Genomic DNA, 19,937 nt, shown 5'->3' with positions numbered 1-19,937 from the left:
GGACTTCCTTGTGTGGGGGCCGGGTCAGAGAGCCGGTGCGGTCGCTGTCCGGTGGCCTTTCCGGTGGTCGTCACGGCGGTGGTCCCAGGACCGGTGGGAGGCGTCGCCGACGGGAGCGACGAGCGGCACCGGTGAGGGAAGTTCGGCCACGGCCACGGCTGTCGGTCCTCCCGCGGGAACGGTTACGTCACACGTCGACGCGGCGGTTCGAACGCCGCGGTGCGTGTGGTGAACGCCGGCGCCGAGTCCCCCGTAGGTACCAACGACGGAAGGCGCCCGGGATCACGGCCGATCGGAAGATCCTTCGGCGGCGGAACCACGGCCCTGCCGTCGGCCGTCCCCAACGGCACCGGCATAGTGGGGGCCGACTTCCGGCCCAGGTCTCCACGACCGGGTTGATTCATCCGGTTCATTCCAATTGATCCGTCAGTGCGAAACAGTTCCGAAGTCCCAGGGGGATCCCGACATGCGAGCCATTCGCCCACCGTTCACCACTCGCCGTGGGAGGAGCGCGCGGCGCGGAAGCTCTTCCGCCGTCGCGGTCGCCTCGTTCGCGGCGGCCCTGGCTCTGACGGCCACCGCCTGCGGGCCCACCGAGGAGACCAACTCGGCCGACAAGCCGAGTGGTTCGTCCAGCGATTCCTCCGGCGACAAGATCACCATTCCGGCCGATCTTCAGGACCGCCTCAAGGAGCGCGGGATCGACCTGGACAAGTGGAAGAACGGCGAATGGAAGAACTGGGACAAGGACAAGTGGCTCCGTGAGGCACGGGACTACGTCAACCCGATCATCGAGGGCCTCTGGGACCCGGACAGGATGCGGGACGCCGAAGAGCCCGACCAGCCGGTGGAGGAGCAGGACATCTCCGGCGACGCGGGTGTCACCGACCCGACTCCGCAGCCGGTGGAGGCGACGGCGGTGAACGCGCCGTACGACGGGGACGTGCCCGAGGCGGGCAAGCTCTTCTTCGACGGCCCCGAAGGCTCGATGGTCTGTTCGGCGACCGTGGTGAAGGACCCCGCCAACCCCGGCAAGTCCAACATGGTCTGGACGGCGGGCCATTGCGTGCACGCGGGCAAGAGCGGCGGCTGGTACCGGAACATCGCCTTCGTCCCGTCGTACAACAACAGCGACCTGCCGATCTCGGAATTGGAGAGCGCCCCCAAGGAGGAGATCGCCCCGCACGGCATCTGGTGGGGCAAGTGGGCGCAGACCTCCGAGGAGTGGATCGCGCAGGGCGCGGCGACCGGCGGCCTGGGCGCCCCGTTCGACTTCGCGGTGATCCATGTGACGCCCGAGAAGGGCAATAATGGCAAGTCGCTGGAGGAGACCGTCGGCGCCGCGCTGCCGGTCGACTTCAACGCACCGGCCACGCCGGAGATCGATTCGATGACGGCGACCGGCTATCCGGCGGCGCCGCCGTTCGACGGCCAGAAGCTCTTCCAGTGCGACGACAAGCCCGGCCGGCTGTCCATCAACGCCCAGGACCCGACGATGCACCGCATCGGGTGCACGATGACCGGCGGTTCGTCCGGTGGCGGTTGGATAGCCAACGGCCAGGACGGCAAGCCCGCACTGGTGTCGAACACCTCGATCGGCCCGGTGACCGCGGGCTGGCTCGCCGGCCCGCGGCTCGGCGACGAGGCCAAGGGCATCTACGAGGCGGTCAGCGAGAAGTACGCGGGCCAGTAGGACCCGGCGTGCGGTCGGCCGTGTCCGTCGGGCATGGCCGACACGCCCGAGGGTGGACCGCACGTCGCCGCGCTCCTGCTCCGCGGGCCCGGAAACGGCCGCACGGGGTGAGGGCGCCGCGAGGTGGTCCGCCGAGGGCCACCTCTGTGCGTGACACGCTCATGGCAAGTGACTCAAGTATTTTCAGGGGGAACGGTTTTCATGCGATCCATACGTCCGTTGCTGGCCGCGACCAGCCTTGCCGCGGCCCTCGCGCTGACGGCCACCGCGTGCGGCGGTGACAGCGAGGGCAAGGCGGCCGACAAGACCGCCGCCTCAACTCCCGCCGCCGACAAGGCAGGTGCGGAGATACCCGCCGATCTGGCCGACCGGCTCAAGGAGCACGGCGTCGACCCGGAGAAGTGGAAGGACGGTGAGTGGAAGAACTGGGAGAAGGACAAGTGGCTGCGCGGCGCGAAGGACTTCGTCAACCCGGTCATCAAGGACCTGTGGAAGCCCGAGCGGATGAAGACGGCGAAGTCGCCGACGAAGACCCTCTCCGTCGGTGACATCTCCGGCGACCAGGACGTCACCGACCCCGAGCCCCTGCCGGTCCGGGCCGAGCCGGAGAAAACGCCGTACACCGACCACGCGGCGCCCGTCGGCAAGGTGTTCTTCGACTCCCCCCAGGGTTCGATGGTCTGCTCGGCCACCGTCGTCAAGGACCCGAAGAACCCGGGCAAGTCCAACCTGGTGTGGACCGCGGGCCACTGTGTGCACGCGGGCGCGGGCGGCGGCTGGTACCGGAACATCATGTTCGTCCCCGCCTACAACAACACCGGCAAGTCCGCCGCCGCGCTGCAGAACGCGCAGCCGCAGGAGATCGCCCCGTACGGGCAGTACTGGGCCGACTGGATCGCGACCTCCAACGAGTGGATCAGCGACGGCGGCCCGACCGGCGGCGACGGAGCGGCGTACGACTACTCGGTCATGCACGTCACGCCGGAGAACGGCGGCAAGTCGCTTGAGGAGACCGTCGGCGCGGCCCTGGACGTCGACTTCGACGCCCCGGAGGCGAGCGGCATCGGCAGCCTGGGCGCGTGGGGTTACCCCGCGGCCCCGCCGTACGACGGGCTGATCATGCACAAGTGCGTCGACAACGCCGGCCGGCTCTCGATCGCCGCCGGTACGCCCACGATGTGGCGCATCGGCTGCTCCATGACCGGTGGTTCCTCCGGCGGTGGCTGGTTCGCCGCAGGACCCGACGGTGACTCGGTGCTGGTCTCCAACACGTCCATCGGCCCGGTCACTTCGGGCTGGCTGGCCGGTCCCCGGCTCGGCGAGGGCGCCCAGCAGCTGTACACGATGATGAGTGACAAGTTCGCGGGCCGGTAGGCGCCCGCGGCACGGCAGACGCGAGGCCGTTACGGCGGAAGGCCCGCCCCCTCTTCACGAGGGGGCGGGCCTTCCGCCGTAACGTCGTCAACCGGATCGCGGCACGGACACCGTGCGGCAGTCAGCCGACCGCGGGAACAGGCACATACGCGGCGAGCGCCGCGGCCAGCTCCTCGTGGACCTGCGCCTTCAGCAGCGTGCCCTCCGGGGTGTGCTCCTCGGACAGCACCTCACCCTCGGCGTGCACCCGCGAGACGAGACCGCCGTCGGTGTACGGCACCAGGGCCTCGACCGTGATCTCGGGCCTGGGCAGTTCGGTGTCGATGAGCGCCAGCAGCTCGGCCATACCGGCGCCGGTACGCGCCGACACGGCGATGGCGTGCCGCTCCATCCGCAGCAGCCGCTGGAGGACCACCGGGTCCGCCGCGTCCGCCTTGTTGATCACCACGATCTCGCGCACGTCCACCGCGCCCACGTCTCGGATCACCTCACGCACGGCGGCCAGCTGCTCCTCCGGTGCGGGGTGCGAGCCGTCGACCACATGCAGGATCAGATCGGAGTCTCCGACCTCCTCCATGGTCGAGCGGAACGCCTCCACGAGGTGGTGCGGCAGATGCCGTACGAATCCGACGGTGTCGGCCAGCGTGTAGATCCTGCCGCTCGGGGTCTCGGCCCGGCGCACGGTCGGGTCCAGGGTGGCGAACAGGGAGTTCTCCACCAGGACGCCCGCGCCGGTGAGGCGGTTGAGCAGCGAGGACTTCCCCGCGTTCGTGTACCCGGCGATCGCGACCGACGGCACCTTGTGGCGCCTGCGCTCCTGCCGCTTGATCTCGCGGCCGGTCTTCATCTCCGCGATCTCCCGGCGCATCTTCGCCATCTTCTCGCGGATCCGGCGCCGGTCCGTCTCGATCTTGGTCTCACCGGGACCACGGGTGGCCATGCCGCCACCGCCGCCGCCACCCATCTGCCGGGACAGCGACTGGCCCCAGCCGCGCAGCCTCGGCAGCATGTACTGCATCTGGGCCAGCGCGACCTGTGCCTTGCCCTCCCGGGACTTGGCGTGCTGGGCGAAGATATCGAGGATCAGGGCCGTACGGTCCACGACCTTGACCTTGACGACGTCTTCCAGATGGATCAGCTGACCGGGGCTGAGCTCACCGTCGCAGACGACCGTGTCCGCGCCGGTCTCCAGCACCATGTCGTACAGCTCGCGTGCCTTGCCCGAGCCGATGTAGGTGGCCGGGTCGGGCTTGTCACGGCGCTGGATGACACCGTCCAGCACCAGCGCGCCGGCCGTCTCGGCCAGCGCCGCCAGCTCTGCGAGCGAATTCTCGGCGTCCTGCACGGTCCCCGACACCCAGACACCGACGAGCACCACACGCTCCAGGCGCAGCTGCCGGTACTCGACCTCGGTGACGTCTTCGAGCTCGGTGGAGAGGCCGACCACGCGCCGTAGCGCCGCGCGGTCGGAGCGCTCGAACTGGTCGCCGTCCCGCTGTCCGTCGATCGCTTGGCTCCAGGCGACGTCCTCTTCCATCAGGGCATCGGCCCGAAGGCTGTCCGTGCGGGTGTCCGCGGAGATCTGCTCATCCTGGGAAGGGGAAGAAGAGGAGGTCATTGGATCCTTACGTCGAAGAGAATGTTCGGTGGTGGACAGAGACTGCCCACCCACATCGGTCACAACGCGTAACGATCCGGATTGATTCCCGGCGTCACGGGCCCGGCACCCCCGTACCGGAATCCCGGTCCCGGCAGCGCCGCCGACCCCTTGATGGTGGCACGTCACCGCCCGGACCGTCATTCGGGTTTCCCGCCCCTACTCCGCCGCCGCGCTCTTCCAGTCCGGATGCCCCGGCATCGGCGGTGTCTTCCGCCCGTACAGCCACGCCTGGAAGAAGTCCGACAGGTCGCGCCCCGCGATGTCCGACGCCAGCCGCGTGAAGTCCGCCGTGCTCGCCGTCCCGTCCCGGTGGTCGCGCACCCAGTCACGCTCCAGCCGGCGGAACTCGCCCGCGCCGATCTCCTGACGCAGTGCGTAGAGCACCAGCGCGCTGCCGTCGTACACCACCGGGCGGAAGAGGCTGATCTGCTCGCCGGCGGCGGGCGGCTTCGGCGCGGCCGGCGGGCCGCCCGCCGCGCGCCAGCCGTCGGACAGCCGGTACGCCTCGCGCATCCGCTCCTCCAGCGGCTTGTCCGCGTGCTCCTGCGCGTACAGGGCCTCGTACCAGCTCGCGTGCCCCTCGTTGAGCCACAGGTCGGACCACGCGCGCGGCGAGACGCTGTCTCCGAACCACTGGTGCGCCAGCTCGTGGACCATGACCGAGTCGACGTACCACTCGGGGTACTCGGGGCGGGTGAACAGCGAACGCTCGAAGAGCGACAGCGTCTGCGTCTCCAGCTCGAAACCGGTCTCGGCGCCGGCGATCAGGACTCCGTACGTCTCGAACGGATACCGCCCGACCTGCCGCTCCATCCACTCCAACTGCCCCGGCGTCTTGGCCAGCCACGGCTCCAGCCTCGCGCGGTCGGCCGCCGGGACCACGTCGCGTACGGGCAGCCCGCGGGGCCCCTCCCGGTGCACCACGGCCGAGTCGCCGATGGACACCTGCGCCAGCTCGGTGGCCATGGGGTGACGGGTGCGGTACGTCCAGGTGGTGGTGGCGCCGTGGCGGGTCTTCGCCACCGGCAGTCCGTTGGCCACCGCGGTCAGCTCGCTGGGGACGGTGACACGGAAGGTGAACGCGGCCTTGTCGGCGGGGTGGTCGTTGCCGGGGAAGACACGGTGCGCAGCGTCCGCCTGGTTGGCCATCGCGAGGCCGTCCCTGGTCTGTACCCAGCCGCCCTTGCCGCCGGTGGGATCGCTGGTGTGGGTGACGGTGACACGTACCGGCGAGCCCGCCTCGACGGCGTCGCGCGGCGTGACCACGAGGTCCTCGCCGGCGGTCGCGAAGTCGGCGCGCGCGCCGTCGACCTCGACGGAGCGGACCACACCGTGGGTGAAGTCGAGGTTGATCCGCTCCAGACGCCGGATCGTGCGGGCTTCGATCCTGGTGACCGCGTCGAGCGGCTCGGTGTTGTCGCCGCGGTAGGTGAAGCCGATGTCGTAGGCGAGGACGTCGTATCCGGGGTTGCCCAGGTACGGGAAGAGCGGATCGCCGATACCGAGCGGTACCGGGGCGGCGGCGGGGAGCGTCGCGGCGACGAGGGTCGCCGACGCGGTGGCCAGCAGGGCGGCGCGCAGCCGGCGGGAGGTAGGCAGCATGGACCACCGCTACCAGCGCGCGGCATACGTACGACGGCGGCGCGCTTCACGCCCACCCGAAAGAGGGGGACGGGCAACCGGGCGCCGGTCCAGGCGCGGGCCGGGGTGACGCCTCCGTTCAGGAGGCCGACTCGTGCTGCGCGCGCCGTACGTCGAACACTCCCGGCACGTCGCGCATCGCGCGCATCAGGCCGGGAAGCCCTGCCGCGTCGGGCAGTTGCAGCGTGTACGTGTGCCGTACCCGCTGCTCGCTCGGCGGCTCCACGTTGGCCGACACGATCGCCGCGCCCGCCGTGGCGATGGCCTCGGTGAGGTCGGCGAGCAGCCGCGGCCGGCCGAAGGACTCCGCGTACAGCGTGACGCGGCACTCCGGCTCGTCGCCCCAGCTCACCGTGACCGGAGAGCGGCCGAGCGCGGTCATCCTGTCGACGGCGGGACACTCCTCGCGGTGCACGGTGACGGCGCCGCCGCGGACCGTGAAGCCGGTGACGGCGTCGGGCGGTACGGGCGTACAGCAGCCGGCGAGCCGTACGGTCGCCTCGGGCACGTCAACGACCACGTTGGCCACGCCACGCCGTCCCGCCGTGACGGCTCCGGGGGCGCGGGGCGCCGCCGCGGGCACCTTCAGGCTCTCCGGATTCGCGGCGAGCCAGCCGGCAATCGCGATGCGCGCGGCGGGCGTACGGGCGTGGTCCAGCCACTCGGGAGAGGGCCCGGGAGCGGCGTCCTGCGCCTGAGCACCGCGCTCGCCGCCCTGAGCGCCCTCGCCGCTCCGAGCGCCCTCGCCACTGACGCCGATGCCGTCGCCGTCACCGCCCCGGGTGTTCGCGTTCTCCGGGACGGGGCCGTGGGCCAGCAGCAGTTGCACCGTGTCGCCGTCCACCAGGACCGTACTCAGCGTCGCCAGACGGCCGTTGACACGCGCCCCGATGCAACCGTGCGCCCCGTCGCCGTGCTGCGCGTACGCCGCGTCCACACACGTCGCGCCCGCGGGCAGCCCCAGCATGCCCCCGTCGGTGAGGAAGACGCTGATCTCGCGGTCCTGGGCGAGATCGGCGCGCAGCGTCGTCCAGAACGTGTCCGGGTCCGTGGCCGCCTCCTGCCACTCCAGGAGGCGGGACAGCCAGCCGGGCCTGGTCGGGTCGGCGCGTTCGCCGTCCGCCGGTTCGGCCCCGTCGACGGGTGCGTACGGATTGCCGAGCGCGACCACGCCGGCCTCGGCGACCTTGTGCATCTGGTGCGTACGGATGAGGACTTCGACGACCGCCCCGTCGGGACCGGCGACCGCCGTGTGCAGCGACTGGTACAGGTTGTACTTGGGGGCGGCGATGAAGTCCTTGAACTCGGAGATCACCGGCGTGAAGCAGGTGTGCAACTCCCCCAGCACGGCGTAGCAGTCGGCGTCCTCCCCGACCAGGACGAGCAGGCGGCCGAAGTCCGTGCCGCGCATCTCGCCGCGTTTCAGGCGGGCGCGGTGCACGGAGACGAAGTGCCGCGGCCTGATGACGACTTCGGCCGTGATGTCGGCCTCGCGGAGCGTGCGCCGCATGTCGACGGCGATGGTGTCCAGGCTCGGCCCCGTGGCGGCCTTGTCGGCGATGACGGTGCGGGTGCGCTCGTACTCCGCCGGCTGGAGGATCGCGAAGACCAGGTCCTCCAGCTCGGTCTTGAGGGCCTGGACACCGAGCCGTTCGGCGAGCGGGATGAGGACGTCGTGGGTGACCTTGGCGATGCGGGCCTGCTTCTCCGGCCGCATCACACCGAGCGTGCGCATGTTGTGCAGCCGGTCGGCGAGTTTGATCGACATCACCCGGACATCGTTGCCGGTGGCGACCAGCATCTTGCGGAAGGTCTCGGGCTCGGCGGCGGCGCCGTAGTCCACCTTCTCCAGCTTCGTCACGCCGTCGACCAGATAGCAGACCTCGTCACCGAACTCCGCGCGGACCTGATCAAGCGTCACGTCCGTGTCCTCGACGGTGTCGTGGAGGAGCGATGCCGTCAACGTCGTTGTCTCGGCGCCCAGTTCGGCGAGGATCAGGGTCACGGCGAGCGGATGCGTGATGTACGGCTCGCCGCTCTTGCGGAACTGTCCGCGGTGCGACATCTCCGCCAGCACATACGCCTTGCCCAGCACGAGCAGGTCGGCGTCGGGGTGGTGCGCGCGGTGGGCGTCGGCGACGTGGCCGATCGCGTCGGGCAGCCGGTCCCTGGACGCGGGCCCCAGCAGCGCGGCCCTGCCGAGTCGGCGGAGGTCGATACTGGTACGGCCGCGCCTGCGGCTCCGGGCACCAGGGCTGGTCGCCTCTGCGCTCATGGGGCACCTCCGGCAGCGTCGACCGGCGGTGGGAATGACAGGAGCGCCCTCCCTGCCGGTGCTTGATGCTACCGACCCCACCACGTGCCTCGGTCCACCTCTCCCCCAGCGTGAAGCGGATCACCCATTCGAGGGAACCTGCGGCCGGGTGCGGGGGACTTCGGAGCGTGTCGAACCACTCGGGGCGTACGTACTTCGGCCAGGGCATTCGGACTTCAGCGCGTGTCGAGCCGCTCCGCCCACTCCGCGTCGAGCAGTCCTTCGGCGACGATGACGGCCGGCCCGGTCATCTCGATCTCGCCGTCGGGACGTTCGGTGATGACGAGTCGTCCGCCGGGCACGTCCACGGTGTACGTGACGGGCTCACCGGTCACCGCGGGGTCGAAACCGTCCCTGCGGGCCGCCGCGACGGCGACTGCGCACGCGCCCGTACCGCAGGACCGCGTCTCGCCGGAGCCGCGCTCGTGGACACGCATGGCGACGTGTCGCGGGCCGCGATCGACGACGAACTCGACGTTCACACCGTCCGGATAGACCGAGGCGGGGCTGACGGACGGAGCGGTGAACAGATCGCCGGCGTGGTCGAGATCGTCCACGAAGGCGACGGCGTGGGGATTGCCCATGTTGACGTTGCGCGCGGGCCAACCGCGGTCCCCCACAACGACGGTGACGTCGTCTTCGGTAAGGAAGGCGCGGCCCATGTGGGTCGTGACCGCTCCCGGACCGGCACTCCCGCCGTCGGTCCCGCCCCCCGTCACGGCTTCGGAGTCCTTGGCGATGTGCACCCTCTTCACGCCGCCACGGGTGGCGACGGCGAGGTCACCCGCCTCGACGAGACCGGCGCGCAGCAGATACCGCGCGAAGACCCGCACCCCGTTGCCGCACATCTCGGCCATGGATCCGTCGCCGTTGCGATAGTCCATGAACCACTCGGCGCGGTCGGCCATGGACCGCGCCTCGGGGTGCGCGGCGGACCGTACGACGTGCAGCAGCCCGTCGCCACCGATACCGGCCCGGCGGTCGCAGAGCCTCGCGACGGCGGAGGCGGACAGGGCGAGGGCGTTGTCCGGGTCGGGAATGATCACGAAGTCGTTCTCGGTCCCGTGGCCCTTGAGGAAAGGGATCGGTGACGACTGCGCGGCTGGCCGGTAGGTACTCACGCATCAATCGTACGAGGTGGGACCGACAACGCGAACGCGGAAGGCCGGGGGGCGATCCCGCTCGGACGGCACGCGACCCGTCGGTCAGCGGAGGCGGGCGACCCGCCACACGGCGAGGGCGACGAGGGCGGCGCCCCCGGCCACGTACAGCGCGAGAACGCGCCAGTCCGGGCGCTCACCCGACCCGCGGGCCGGCAGTCCGGGCCAGGCGTGGCCGACGCGGCGGGCGGCCATCATGCCCCAGCCCGCGGCGCAGCAGCTGATCAGCAGACCGAGCATGGCGACGACGGCGCCGCCGTCGCCCGTGCCGAAGGCGAGGGGGAAGGCGAACATCAGCGAGCCGATGGCGGCGAGCATCACGATCGGGGCGAGCTGCCAGATCCGCAGGCGTCGCTGCGGACGCAGCTCGACCTCCACCTCGGGAGTCACCGCGTCTTCGTCAGGCCCGTCAGGACTCAACCGTGGGGCTTCGTCCTGGGGCTCCTGTGTCCCCTGATCCGTGTCGCGAGGGCCAGCTTCCATCGCCACGCGCCCTCCCAACTCGGACTCCACTGGTCGATCGATGCTCGATGATGGCACGGCCCCGGGCACCGGATTGACGGCCTGAGCGTCCCGATGCCATCACGTGATCAGGCTGTGACCGCTCGTTCGACCAACGTCAGCGCGAGGTGCGGGAGTTCCTCCCGGTCGACGGCCGCGCCGCTCAGCCAGTGCACGCGCGGGTCGCGGCGGAACCACGAGTCCTGGCGCCGCGCGAAGCGTTTCGTGGCCCGTACGGTCTCGGCGCGCGCCTGGTCCTCGGTGCAGTCCCCGGCGAGGGCCGAGAGCACCTGCTGATAGCCGAGCGCACGCGAGGCCGTACGACCTTCGCGCAGGCCGCGCGCCTCCAACTCGCGTACCTCGTCCACGAGCCCGGCCTCCCACATACGGTCCACGCGCAGCGCGATGCGCTCGTCGAGTTCGGGGCGTTCCACGTCGACGCCGATCTGCACGGTCTCGTACACCGCGTCGTGGCCCGGCAGGTTGGCGGTGAACGGCTTCCCGGTGATCTCGAACACCTCAAGGGCCCGGACGATGCGGCGCCCGTTGCTGGGGAGGATCGCGCGGCCCGCCGGCGGATCGGCGGCGGCCAGCCTGGCGTGCAGGGCCCCGGACCCGCGCAGCCTCAGTTCCTCCTCCAGCCGGGCGCGCACCTCGGGATCGGTGCCGGGGAAGTCGAGGGCGTCGATGGCGCCCCGTACGTAGAGGCCGGAGCCGCCGACGAGGACGGGGGTACGGCCTTCGGCGAGGAGCCGGTCGATCTCGATCCTGGCCAGCCGCTGGTACTCGGCGACGTTGGCCGCCTCGGTGACGTCCCAGATGTCGAGGAGGTGGTGCGGGACGCCGCGGCGCTCCTCGGTCGTCAGCTTGGCGGTTCCGATGTCCATCCCTCGGTAGAGCTGCATGGAGTCGGCATTGACGACCTCACCGTCGAGTTGCCGGGCGAGATGGACGCCCACGTCGGACTTTCCGGCCGCGGTGGGGCCGACGACGGCGATGACCCGGGGTGCTGGCGCTGCGGTTCTCACGGCCCCAGTCTCGCAAACCCGGTGGCCCGTTCCCGAACGAGTTACGTGACAGCCCCTGTCCGGGGTCGTTGGCCGTTGCGAGATTCCGACTGCCGGTTTTCCGACCGGTGCCACCGGGCGGCGCAACGGGACACTCCGCGCGACGCGGAATTTCGCCCGCACGAGTACTATATGGAGCAGATATGGGTGTTTTTGCACGGTTTCGTCGGAAGTCCAGGCGGACGGTCGAGGAGGGCCTGTCGGCCTCTTCGGCGGCCGGAGCCACTGCGGACGGCACCTCGGGTACGGCCGGGAACGCACCGGACACGGATGCGGATTCGGTTGTCGCGGGGAGCGGAAGCGCCGCCGACGGTGGTAAGGACGCCGGCGAGGGCGTTGACATCCCGAAGCAGCAGACCGCCGACGAGGCGGCCGACAACGAAGCCGGCGAAGGCGCCCGCAAGTAATCGGCGCAGAGCCGTCAGCCCCCAGCGGGGGCCCGAGGGAAGGTGACCCATGAGCTTCCTTGACTCATTGAAGGCCAAGCTGTCCCCTGCCAAGGACAAAGTCTCCGACCTCGCGCAGCAGCACGGGGGAAAGATCGGCGACGGCCTCGACAAGGCCGCGAAGACGGTCGACCAGAAGACCAAGGGCAAGTACAGCGACAAGATCGAGTCCGGGACCGGAAAGGCCAAGGACGCCCTGGAGCGGATGTCCCACAAGGAAGGCGACACCGGGACTCCTCCTTCCTCCCCTCCGCCGCCCCCCGCGTCCTGAGGCGCGGCTGAGCCGCGGCCGACGCCCGCCGGGTGATCGCCCGGCGAGGGACGAGTCGTACGAGTGACGGCGGTGGCCGCGAAGCGCTGAACGGCGCTTCGCGGCCACCGCCGTCACTGGTACGCGTGCCGGTTCCGGGGCCCGCGGTCCGGCTGCCCTGCGGCCTCGCGGTCGCCCTACGACCAGGCCGCCACGAAGTAGCCCACGCCGTACGGCGCGGCCTCGTAGAGCAGGGCACCGCCAAGGCCCGCCCCCTCGGCGGCGCCCGCGAGGATCTGCCAGCAGGGACGGCCCGCCGCCATCAGCTCGGTCGCCAGCGTCTCGTCCAGTGCCGCGAGTGCCCCGACGTCCGCCGTGGACAGCGCCCGTGCGACCTCGGCGTCGAACGCGGCGGCGCGTTCGTCGAGATAGCCGGGCGCCTTGAGCGAGCGGCACGCGCTGGCGTCGCCCATCACCAGCAGTGCCACCCGCTCATTCTCCGCCGCGATGTCCCTACCGGTTTTGATACACCGCTCGGCGTCGAGTGGTTCCCGCACGCCGAGACCTCGGATCGGCGACGCGGACCACGTGACGTTCGCCAGCAGCCAGGCGGCGACGGCCAGCGAGGTCGGCAGGCTCGGCGAGGTCGATGCGTCGTCGCCGGATCGCCCGTCGCGCTCCCCGGGCCCCGCGCTCGTCCCGCCGAGCGTGACGTCGACATCCACCCCGTACCCCCGGAAGGACCCGTGCGTGCCCTGCGGGTACGGCTCCAGGTCCCGCGGGCCCGGCGCCGGCCCGACGACGATCAGCCGGTCGGGCCGGGAGGCGGCGAGCACGCCGAGGGCGTCGGCGCACGCGGCCCGCGCGGCGTCGAGTTCCGAAGCGGCACCGGCGGCCAGCGCGGGGACGAGCAGGGGCGGACAGGGGCACACGGCCGCGGATACGAGCATGCTGCGCAGACTAGGTCACGGCCGCGCGGGACGTCCGCGCACGGGCGCCCGTGCCTGTACGCGGAGCGACCGCCGGGTCACACCACCGAGCAGCCGCCCGTCGCCGCGGGCAGGGGCGCCGGGACGCCGATCGACGGCAGGCCGAGCAGCACGCCGGCGGGCGCGGGCGGGGCCGCGTTGCGCCGCTCCCACGCGTCTCCGGCGCGGGTGCGCCGTATCCGCGTCGTCGGTCCCTCGGCGAGCAGATGGTGCGGAGCCGCGTACGTGATGTCGACGGTCACCACGTCGCCGGGCCGCACCTCCTGGCCGGGCGCGGTGAAGTGCACCAGCCTGCTGTCGGGCGCGCGGCCCGAGAGCCGGCGGGTGGCGCCGTCCTTGCGGCCCTCGCCTTCGGCGACCATGACCTCCAGCGTGCGGCCGACCTGCGTCTTGTTCTCGTCCCAGGAGATCTCCTCCTGGAGTGCGACCAGGCGCAGGTAGCGCTCCTGCACGACCTCCTTGGGAATCTGCCCGTCCATGTCGGCGGCGGGCGTCCCGGGGCGCTTGGAGTACTGGAAGGTGAAGGCGTTCGCGAAGCGCGCCTCGCGCACCGTGTGAAGCGTCTGCTGGAAGTCCTCCTCGGTCTCGCCGGGGAAGCCCACGATGATGTCGGTGGAGATGGCGGCGTGCGGGATCGCCGCGCGCACCTTGTCGATGATCCCGAGGAAACGCTCCTGGCGGTACGAGCGGCGCATCGCCTTCAGGACGGTGTCCGAACCGGACTGGAGCGGCATGTGCAGCTGCGGCATCACATTGGGCGTCTCGGCCATCGCGGCGATGACGTCGTCCGTGAAGTCGCGCGGGTGCGGCGAGGTGAAGCGGACGCGCTCCAGGCCCTCGATCCGCCCGCAGGCCCGGAGAAGCTTGGAGAAGGCCTCGCGGTCGCCTATGTCGGAGCCGTACGCGTTGACGTTCTGGCCGAGCAGCGTGATCTCCGAGACGCCTTCGGCGACGAGCGCCTCGACCTCGGCGAGGATGTCGCCGGGGCGGCGGTCCTTCTCCTTGCCGCGCAGGGCCGGGACGATGCAGAAGGTGCAGGTGTTGTTGCAGCCCACGGAGATGGAGACCCACGCGGCGTAGGCGGACTCGCGGCGCGTCGGCAGAGTGGAGGGGAACGCCTCCAGCGACTCGGCGATCTCGATCTGCGCCTCTTCCAGTACGCGGGCACGCTCCAGCAGTACGGGAAGCTTGCCGATGTTGTGCGTACCGAAGACGACGTCGACCCAGGGCGCCCTCTTGACGATGGTGTCGCGGTCCTTCTGGGCCAGGCAGCCGCCGACCGCGATCTGCATGCCGGGGCGCCGGGTCTTCATCGGGGCGAGCCGGCCGAGGTTGCCGTACAGCTTGTTGTCGGCGTTCTCACGTACCGCGCAGGTGTTGAAGACGACGACGTCGGCGTCACCGTCGGCGCCCTCGGGGGCCCGGACATAGCCCGCGCCCTCCAGCAGACCGGACAATCGCTCGGAATCGTGGACGTTCATCTGACACCCGTAGGTGCGTACTTCGTAGGTCCGGTCAACGCCCACTTCGTCCACCGCTCCGGCCCGATCACTGCTCATGGTCACCCGTCAAGGGTAAGGGCGTGCCCGAGGTCGCCCCGCCGACGGAGTGCCGCGGCCGGTGAAGACCGCCCACGATTGACCCCTCGATTCGACTGCCGAATGCCCCCTTCAAGCAGTCACCCGCGAGCCTAGATTCGTACTCATGAACACGACGACGAACCAGGCGAACCGCACCCACCAGCCGCTTCTCACCCGAGGCGGCACCGCCGAGGCCCTGGCCGACGCCCCCGGCAGCGTGATCACGCTGTTCGCCGACTCGGACACGACGGGCGGCGCGCTCACCGTCAACACCGCGCGCTTCGAGAAGGGCGCGGCCGGGGCGCCCGTGCACTTCCACACCCGCGCGACCGAGTTCTTCTTCGTCGTCGACGGCACGCTCCAGGTGCTCGTCGGTACGGAGGTGCTGACCCTGGAGAAGGGTGACTTCCTGGCCGTACCGCCGCACACGCCGCACGCCTTCGCGCCCGCCCCGGACGCGACCGCGGAGGTCCTGGTCGGCTTCACACCGGGCATGGACCGGTTCGACTACTACCGGCTGCTCGGCCGTGTGCACGACGGCGAGGCGACCGTGCGGGACATCAAGGATTCCTCGGAGACGTACGACAACCACTACGCGCGCAGCCAGGCGTGGGAGGAACGCGCCTGAGGCCCGCCCGCCGGGCGTCCGGCGGGGTCAGGGCAGCCGCGTCCGGGACGGTTTGCCTGCCGAAGCTGCGGGGCCCGGCTCCGGGCTGCGCCCGGCGCCGGGCCCGGGGAGGTCTGAGGCGCTGGTCAAACCCGGTCCCCGGACCTGTGAAGGACGTGGGACCGGGGCGCGGTCCCCACTTCGCGGGACCGGCTCACAGCCGAGCGGATGCCCCGGAATCATCGTTCCGGGCCATCTCCGCGTCCGGCCCTGACCCGGCTTCCGCGTGCGCGTGCCCCCACCATCCGATCCGTCCCGCTCGCGGATGCCCCCTCCCGCGCCGGAGGCACGCCGGCCGGTGCGGGACCCGAGCCGGGAAGGCAAGGCCTGGCCATTACGGCGAGTGAGCTGGCAGGATCACCGCATGTTCCCCCTTCCGCCCCGTATGAGCCGCCGCTCCGCCTTCGTAGGAGGCGTGGCCGCCCTGGTGGTGGCCGGGCTGCTGTCGTGGTGGCTGGTGCCGCTCGGGGAGAAGACACCGAGCGGGTCCGTCAAGTTCAGCACGGGCGTGACGAGCGGGGTCTACCAACGCTACGGCGACCTCCTCAAGGAGGATCTCGCCAAGGATCTGCCCGACGTGTCCATAGAGCTGCTGACCAGCGAGGGCTCGCAGGAGAACATCTCACGCGTGGCCACCGGGCAGGCGGACTTCACCATCGCCACGGCCGACGCCGTCGCGAAATACCGGCGGGACAACGGGCCCGGCGCCGACCGGCTGCGCGGCTGCGCACGGCTCTACGACGACTACGTACAGCTGATCGCGGCGAAGAACTCGGGCATCAAGTCCGTGAAGGACCTGCGTGACAAGCGCGTGGGCGTGGGCCAGGAGGGCTCGGGTGTGCGGCTGATCGCCGACCGGCTGCTGGCCGCCGCCGGGCTGCATCCCCAGAAGGACGTCACGGCGGTCTCGGCGGGCATCGACACCATGCCCAGCCGTCTGGAGTCGGACGACCTCGACGCGTTCTTCTGGTCCGGCGGGCTGCCCACCGCCTCCGTACAGGAGCTGTCGAAGCGCTTCGACATACGGCTGGTGCCCCTCGACGACCCTCTCGTCGACAAGCTGCACCACACGGCGCGGGAGGCCACCCGCTACTACCGCTCCGCCGTGATGCCGGCGGACGCGTACAAGAGGGCACAGGACGGTACGGCGGTGCCGACGGTGGCCGTGGCGAATCTGCTGGTCACCACGGACCGGATGGACGCCGAACTGACCGAGGGCTTCACCCGCACCGTGATCAAGAGCCGCGACCGGATCGGCAAGAAGGTCCACCCGGCCCAGCTCGTGGATCTGCGGACGGCGATCTACACCGATCCGCTGCGCCTGCACGAGGGCGCGCTGCGCTACTACCGGTCGGTCAAGCCGTAGAAAGCCGCGCCGCCGTGCCTCCTCAAGAGGAGTTGGGCGACGACCTCGGGACCGTGAGCGTCACCCGCAGCCCGCGCGGTTCACCGTGTTCGTACGCGATCGTCCCGCCGCCCGCCGCGAGCAGCGCCCGCGAGATGGACAGGCCCAGCCCGGACCCCTTGACGTTCTGGTGGCGGTTGCTGCGCCAGAAGCGGTCGCCGATCCGGTCCATCTCGTCGTCGGAGAGCCCGGGGCCGCCGTCGGTGACGGTGATCGTGGCGCGGTCGCTCGCGCCCCGCGCGACCCGTACATCCACCTCGCCGCCCTCCGGCGTGAACTTCAGGGCGTTGTCCACGACCGCGTCCAGCGCGCTGGAGAGCGCGACCGGGTCCGCCCAGCCGGTGACGGCGCCGGTGCTCCCGGTCAGCCGTACACCCTTCTCCTCCGCGTACGCCCGCCAGGCCGCGACGCGCTCGGACGCCAGTGCCCCGACGTCCGTGAGCCGCAAGTCCGCGGGGGCGTGTTCGGCCAGCGCCAGGTCCAGCAGGTCGTCGAGCACCTGCCCGAGCCGCTTGCCCTCCGTACGGACGGAGGCGATCTCCTCGTTCCCGGCGGGCAGTTCGAGGGCGAGCAGTTCGATCCGCAGGAGCAGGGCGGCGAGCGGGTTGCGCAGTTGGTGGGAGGCGTCGGCGACGAAGGCGCGCTGCTGTTCGAGCACGTCCTCGACGTTGTCGGCCATCTCGTTGAAGGAGTGGGCGAGCCGTCTGAGTTCCGGGGGGCCTCCGGCGGCGGCGACGCGGGATTTCATCCGGCCGGTGGCGATGTCGTGCGTGGCCGCGTCCAGGACGCGTACCGGACGCAGTACCCAGCCGGTCAGCCGGAACGCCGCCCCCACGGCGAGCAGCATGGCGGCGGCCTCACCCGCGGCGATGTACAGCCAGCCTTCGAGGATCCGCGACCGCATCTGCCCGGTGGGCGAGTCGGTCACGACGACGGCGACGACGTCCCCGTCCCGTACGACCGGTGACGCGACGATCAGCCGGCCGTGGCCCTGCCAGGGCCACACCTGCTGAGGATCATCGCTACGTCGCCCCAGGAGGGCCTCCTGGAAGGCTTGGCGCCCCTCCCCCGTCCGGGGCACCGTCCAGCCCTCCGGGGCCCGCGCCATGGCCTCTCTGTCGCGGTAGAAGACACCCGCCCGGATGCCGTACACCTCGAAGTAGCGGGTGAGCTCCTCCTCCAGCATCGATTCGCGTTCGTCGGAGCCGGTGCCCGCACCGGAGCCCCCGGCCGTCGCGTCGCCCTCGCTGACGAACTGCGCGAGCGCGGCGACGCGCGCCGTGTCGTCGATCCGGTCGACGACGACGTCCTGCTGCTGGGCCGAGGCGAGGCTCACGGCGAGCGGGAAGCCGAGCGCGAGGAGCACGCCCGCCATGAGGACGATGAGCAGGGGGAGAAGTCGGCTACTCACCTGGTACTACGGTCCCTGATGAGCGGCGGGGGCGACGAGGCGGTAGCCGACACCGCGCACGGTCTCGATCAGCGCCGGCATCCGGAGCTTGGAACGCAGGGACGCCACATGCACTTCGAGCGTGCGGCCGGTCCCCTCCCAGCTGGTGCGCCACACCTCGCTGATGATCTGCTCCCGCCGGAAGACGACGCCCGGACGCTGCGCGAGGAGAGCGAGCAGGTCGAACTCCTTGCGGGTCAGCTGCACGGGGGCGTCGTCCACGGTGACGCGGCGGGTGGACAGTTCGATGGTGACCGGTCCGAGGCGCAGTGAGTCCCCGCCGACCGCCCCGGCCTCCTCGCCGCCGACGCTGCGCCGGCTGACGGCGTGGATCCGGGCGAGCAACTCCCCGGTGTCGTACGGCTTGGTGACGTAGTCGTCCGCGCCGAGGTTCAACCCGTGGATCCGGGACCGGACATCGGCACGCGCCGTCACCATGATCACCGGGGTCGCGCAGAGTTTCCGGATCTTGCCGCAGACCGCGTAGCCGTCCTGGTCGGGCAGCCCGAGGTCGAGGAGTACGACTCCGTAAGGAGACTTCGTCCCGTCGGTCACCGGCAGCAGGGCCTGCAATGCCTCTTCGCCGCTGCGCGCGTGCGTGACATCGAATCCGTGCCTCGCCAGTACCGCGGCGAGGGCCGCTGCGACATGGTCGTCGTCCTCGACGAGCAGCAGCCTCATGGCCCTCCTCCGTGGTGTGTCCGTCACAGTACGTACCAGGGCATCCACGCCCATGGCTGCCGCACCAGTCAAGTCACTTCCCGTTAACGGGCGGTTTCCGTTACCCACCCGGTACTCCGAACCGGCCGTCTTCACACGGTGTGTCCGGTTGCGGCCGGATCGTTATGCTCAATTTCCCCTCAGATGTAATGACGCTGGTCGCAGTGCGTGACTAGGGTCCTCCCCAACCGAGGAGGACGGAGCAAGAAGCCGATGAGCGGAGTTTCAGTGACCAAGGAAACCGAGGGCGCCGGGCCGGCGTCGGGCGACCTGGTCGTGCTGAGCAACGTCAACAAGCACTTCGGCGCGCTGCATGTGCTCCAGGACATCGATCTGACCATCGCCCGTGGCGAGGTCGTCGTCGTGATCGGGCCCTCCGGGTCCGGCAAGTCCACACTGTGCCGCGCCATCAACCGTCTGGAGCCGATCGACTCCGGCAGCATTTCGCTCGACGGGAAGCCGCTGCCCGCCGAAGGCAAGGAGCTGGCCCGACTGCGCGCCGATGTGGGCATGGTCTTCCAGTCCTTCAACCTCTTCGCGCACAAGACCGTCCTGGAGAACGTCACTCTGGGACAGATCAAGGTCCGCAAGAAGGACAAGGGTGCCGCGGACGAGTTCGCCCGGACCCTGCTCGACCGCGTCGGTGTGGCCAACCAGGCGGACAAGTACCCTGCGCAGCTCTCCGGTGGCCAGCAGCAGCGCGTCGCGATCGCCCGCGCGCTGGCCATGGAGCCCAAGGTCATGCTCTTCGACGAGCCGACCTCGGCGCTCGACCCGGAGATGATCAACGAGGTGCTCGAAGTCATGCAGCAGCTCGCACGTGACGGCATGACCATGGTCGTAGTCACCCACGAGATGGGCTTCGCGCGGTCCGCCGCGAATCGGGTCGTCTTCATGGCGGACGGCCAGATCGTCGAAGAGGCGACGCCGGAGCAGTTCTTCACCAACCCTCGCAGCGACCGCGCCAAGGACTTCCTGTCGAAGATCCTGCACCACTGAGCTGCCCGTAACTTTCGAGAC

The 19,937-nt window shown here is 70.7% G+C and carries 16 protein-coding genes; 6 read left to right on the top strand and 10 right to left on the bottom strand.

Features of this window, described 5'->3' with window-relative positions:
• The first annotated feature begins 466 nt into the window (after nucleotides 1-466).
• Together P3L51_RS14690 and P3L51_RS14685 are read left to right on the top strand one after the other, a co-directional pair.
• A complete protein-coding gene (locus P3L51_RS14690; protein ID WP_354605639.1) occupies nucleotides 467-1,693 on the top strand; it encodes a trypsin-like serine peptidase in 1,227 nt (408 codons plus the stop codon).
• A gap of 201 nt (nucleotides 1,694-1,894) precedes the next feature.
• Complete coding sequence (locus tag P3L51_RS14685) at nucleotides 1,895-3,067, top strand: trypsin-like serine peptidase (RefSeq protein ID WP_354605638.1); 1,173 nt, start codon at nucleotides 1,895-1,897, stop codon at nucleotides 3,065-3,067.
• 121 nt (nucleotides 3,068-3,188) lie between these two features.
• On the opposite strand, the gene hflX is transcribed toward P3L51_RS14685, so the two are convergent.
• The 6 genes from hflX to miaA form a co-directional block, all read right to left on the bottom strand.
• Nucleotides 3,189-4,685 carry a GTPase HflX gene (gene hflX / locus P3L51_RS14680; protein WP_354605637.1) on the bottom strand — a complete coding sequence of 499 codons (1,497 nt, stop codon included), beginning with the start codon at nucleotides 4,683-4,685 and terminating at the stop codon, nucleotides 3,189-3,191.
• A gap of 198 nt (nucleotides 4,686-4,883) precedes the next feature.
• Nucleotides 4,884-6,329: a M1 family metallopeptidase gene (locus tag P3L51_RS14675; RefSeq protein WP_354605636.1), complete on the bottom strand. Its 1,446-nt coding sequence runs from the start codon at nucleotides 6,327-6,329 to the stop codon at nucleotides 4,884-4,886.
• Nucleotides 6,330-6,447: 118 nt separating this feature from the next.
• On the bottom strand, nucleotides 6,448-8,643 hold the full coding sequence (locus P3L51_RS14670) for a RelA/SpoT family protein (protein ID WP_354605635.1): 2,196 nt from the start codon (nucleotides 8,641-8,643) through the stop codon (nucleotides 6,448-6,450).
• 215 nt (nucleotides 8,644-8,858) lie between these two features.
• Nucleotides 8,859-9,803: a diaminopimelate epimerase gene (gene dapF, locus P3L51_RS14665; protein WP_354605634.1), complete on the bottom strand. Its 945-nt coding sequence runs from the start codon at nucleotides 9,801-9,803 to the stop codon at nucleotides 8,859-8,861.
• A gap of 84 nt (nucleotides 9,804-9,887) precedes the next feature.
• Nucleotides 9,888-10,325 (bottom strand): hypothetical protein, encoded by a 438-nt coding sequence (locus P3L51_RS14660; protein WP_354605633.1) that lies wholly within the window; start codon nucleotides 10,323-10,325, stop codon nucleotides 9,888-9,890.
• 107 nt (nucleotides 10,326-10,432) lie between these two features.
• Entirely contained in the window at nucleotides 10,433-11,371 is a 939-nt protein-coding gene (gene miaA / locus P3L51_RS14655; RefSeq protein WP_354605632.1) for a tRNA (adenosine(37)-N6)-dimethylallyltransferase MiaA, read from the bottom strand.
• Between the two features lie 495 nt (nucleotides 11,372-11,866).
• Between miaA and P3L51_RS14650 the strand changes: the two genes are divergently transcribed.
• Nucleotides 11,867-12,127: an antitoxin gene (locus tag P3L51_RS14650; protein WP_354605631.1), complete on the top strand. Its 261-nt coding sequence runs from the start codon at nucleotides 11,867-11,869 to the stop codon at nucleotides 12,125-12,127.
• Between the two features lie 176 nt (nucleotides 12,128-12,303).
• Here P3L51_RS14650 and P3L51_RS14645 read toward each other — a convergent pair whose 3' ends face one another.
• Together P3L51_RS14645 and miaB are read right to left on the bottom strand one after the other, a co-directional pair.
• A complete protein-coding gene (locus P3L51_RS14645) occupies nucleotides 12,304-13,056 on the bottom strand; it encodes a class III extradiol dioxygenase subunit B-like domain-containing protein (RefSeq protein ID WP_354605630.1) in 753 nt (250 codons plus the stop codon).
• A 77-nt stretch (nucleotides 13,057-13,133) separates the two neighbouring features.
• Complete coding sequence (gene miaB, locus P3L51_RS14640) at nucleotides 13,134-14,654, bottom strand: tRNA (N6-isopentenyl adenosine(37)-C2)-methylthiotransferase MiaB (protein WP_354605642.1); 1,521 nt, start codon at nucleotides 14,652-14,654, stop codon at nucleotides 13,134-13,136.
• Nucleotides 14,655-14,799: 145 nt separating this feature from the next.
• On the opposite strand from miaB, the gene P3L51_RS14635 reads away from it, so the two are divergent.
• On the top strand, nucleotides 14,800-15,303 hold the full coding sequence (locus tag P3L51_RS14635; protein ID WP_354605629.1) for a cupin domain-containing protein: 504 nt from the start codon (nucleotides 14,800-14,802) through the stop codon (nucleotides 15,301-15,303).
• Between the two features lie 403 nt (nucleotides 15,304-15,706).
• Complete coding sequence (locus P3L51_RS14630) at nucleotides 15,707-16,708, top strand: TAXI family TRAP transporter solute-binding subunit (protein ID WP_435594448.1); 1,002 nt, start codon at nucleotides 15,707-15,709, stop codon at nucleotides 16,706-16,708.
• 22 nt (nucleotides 16,709-16,730) lie between these two features.
• Here P3L51_RS14630 and P3L51_RS14625 read toward each other — a convergent pair whose 3' ends face one another.
• On the bottom strand, nucleotides 16,731-18,158 hold the full coding sequence (locus P3L51_RS14625; RefSeq protein ID WP_354605628.1) for a sensor histidine kinase: 1,428 nt from the start codon (nucleotides 18,156-18,158) through the stop codon (nucleotides 16,731-16,733).
• Nucleotides 18,159-18,164: 6 nt separating this feature from the next.
• Nucleotides 18,165-18,878 (bottom strand): response regulator transcription factor, encoded by a 714-nt coding sequence (locus tag P3L51_RS14620; RefSeq protein ID WP_354605627.1) that lies wholly within the window; start codon nucleotides 18,876-18,878, stop codon nucleotides 18,165-18,167.
• A gap of 252 nt (nucleotides 18,879-19,130) precedes the next feature.
• Between P3L51_RS14620 and P3L51_RS14615 the strand changes: the two genes are divergently transcribed.
• Nucleotides 19,131-19,916, top strand: coding sequence for an amino acid ABC transporter ATP-binding protein (locus P3L51_RS14615; RefSeq protein WP_354605626.1), 786 nt, complete (start codon nucleotides 19,131-19,133; stop codon nucleotides 19,914-19,916).
• Nucleotides 19,917-19,937: the final 21 nt, after the last annotated feature.

Origin of the sequence: Streptomyces panacea, from assembly GCF_040560175.1 — a bacterium.
Lineage (GTDB): Bacteria > Actinomycetota > Actinomycetes > Streptomycetales > Streptomycetaceae > Streptomyces > Streptomyces panacea.
Note: the sequence above shows the minus strand (reverse complement) of the source record. Positions and strands in the feature narration are given on the sequence as shown.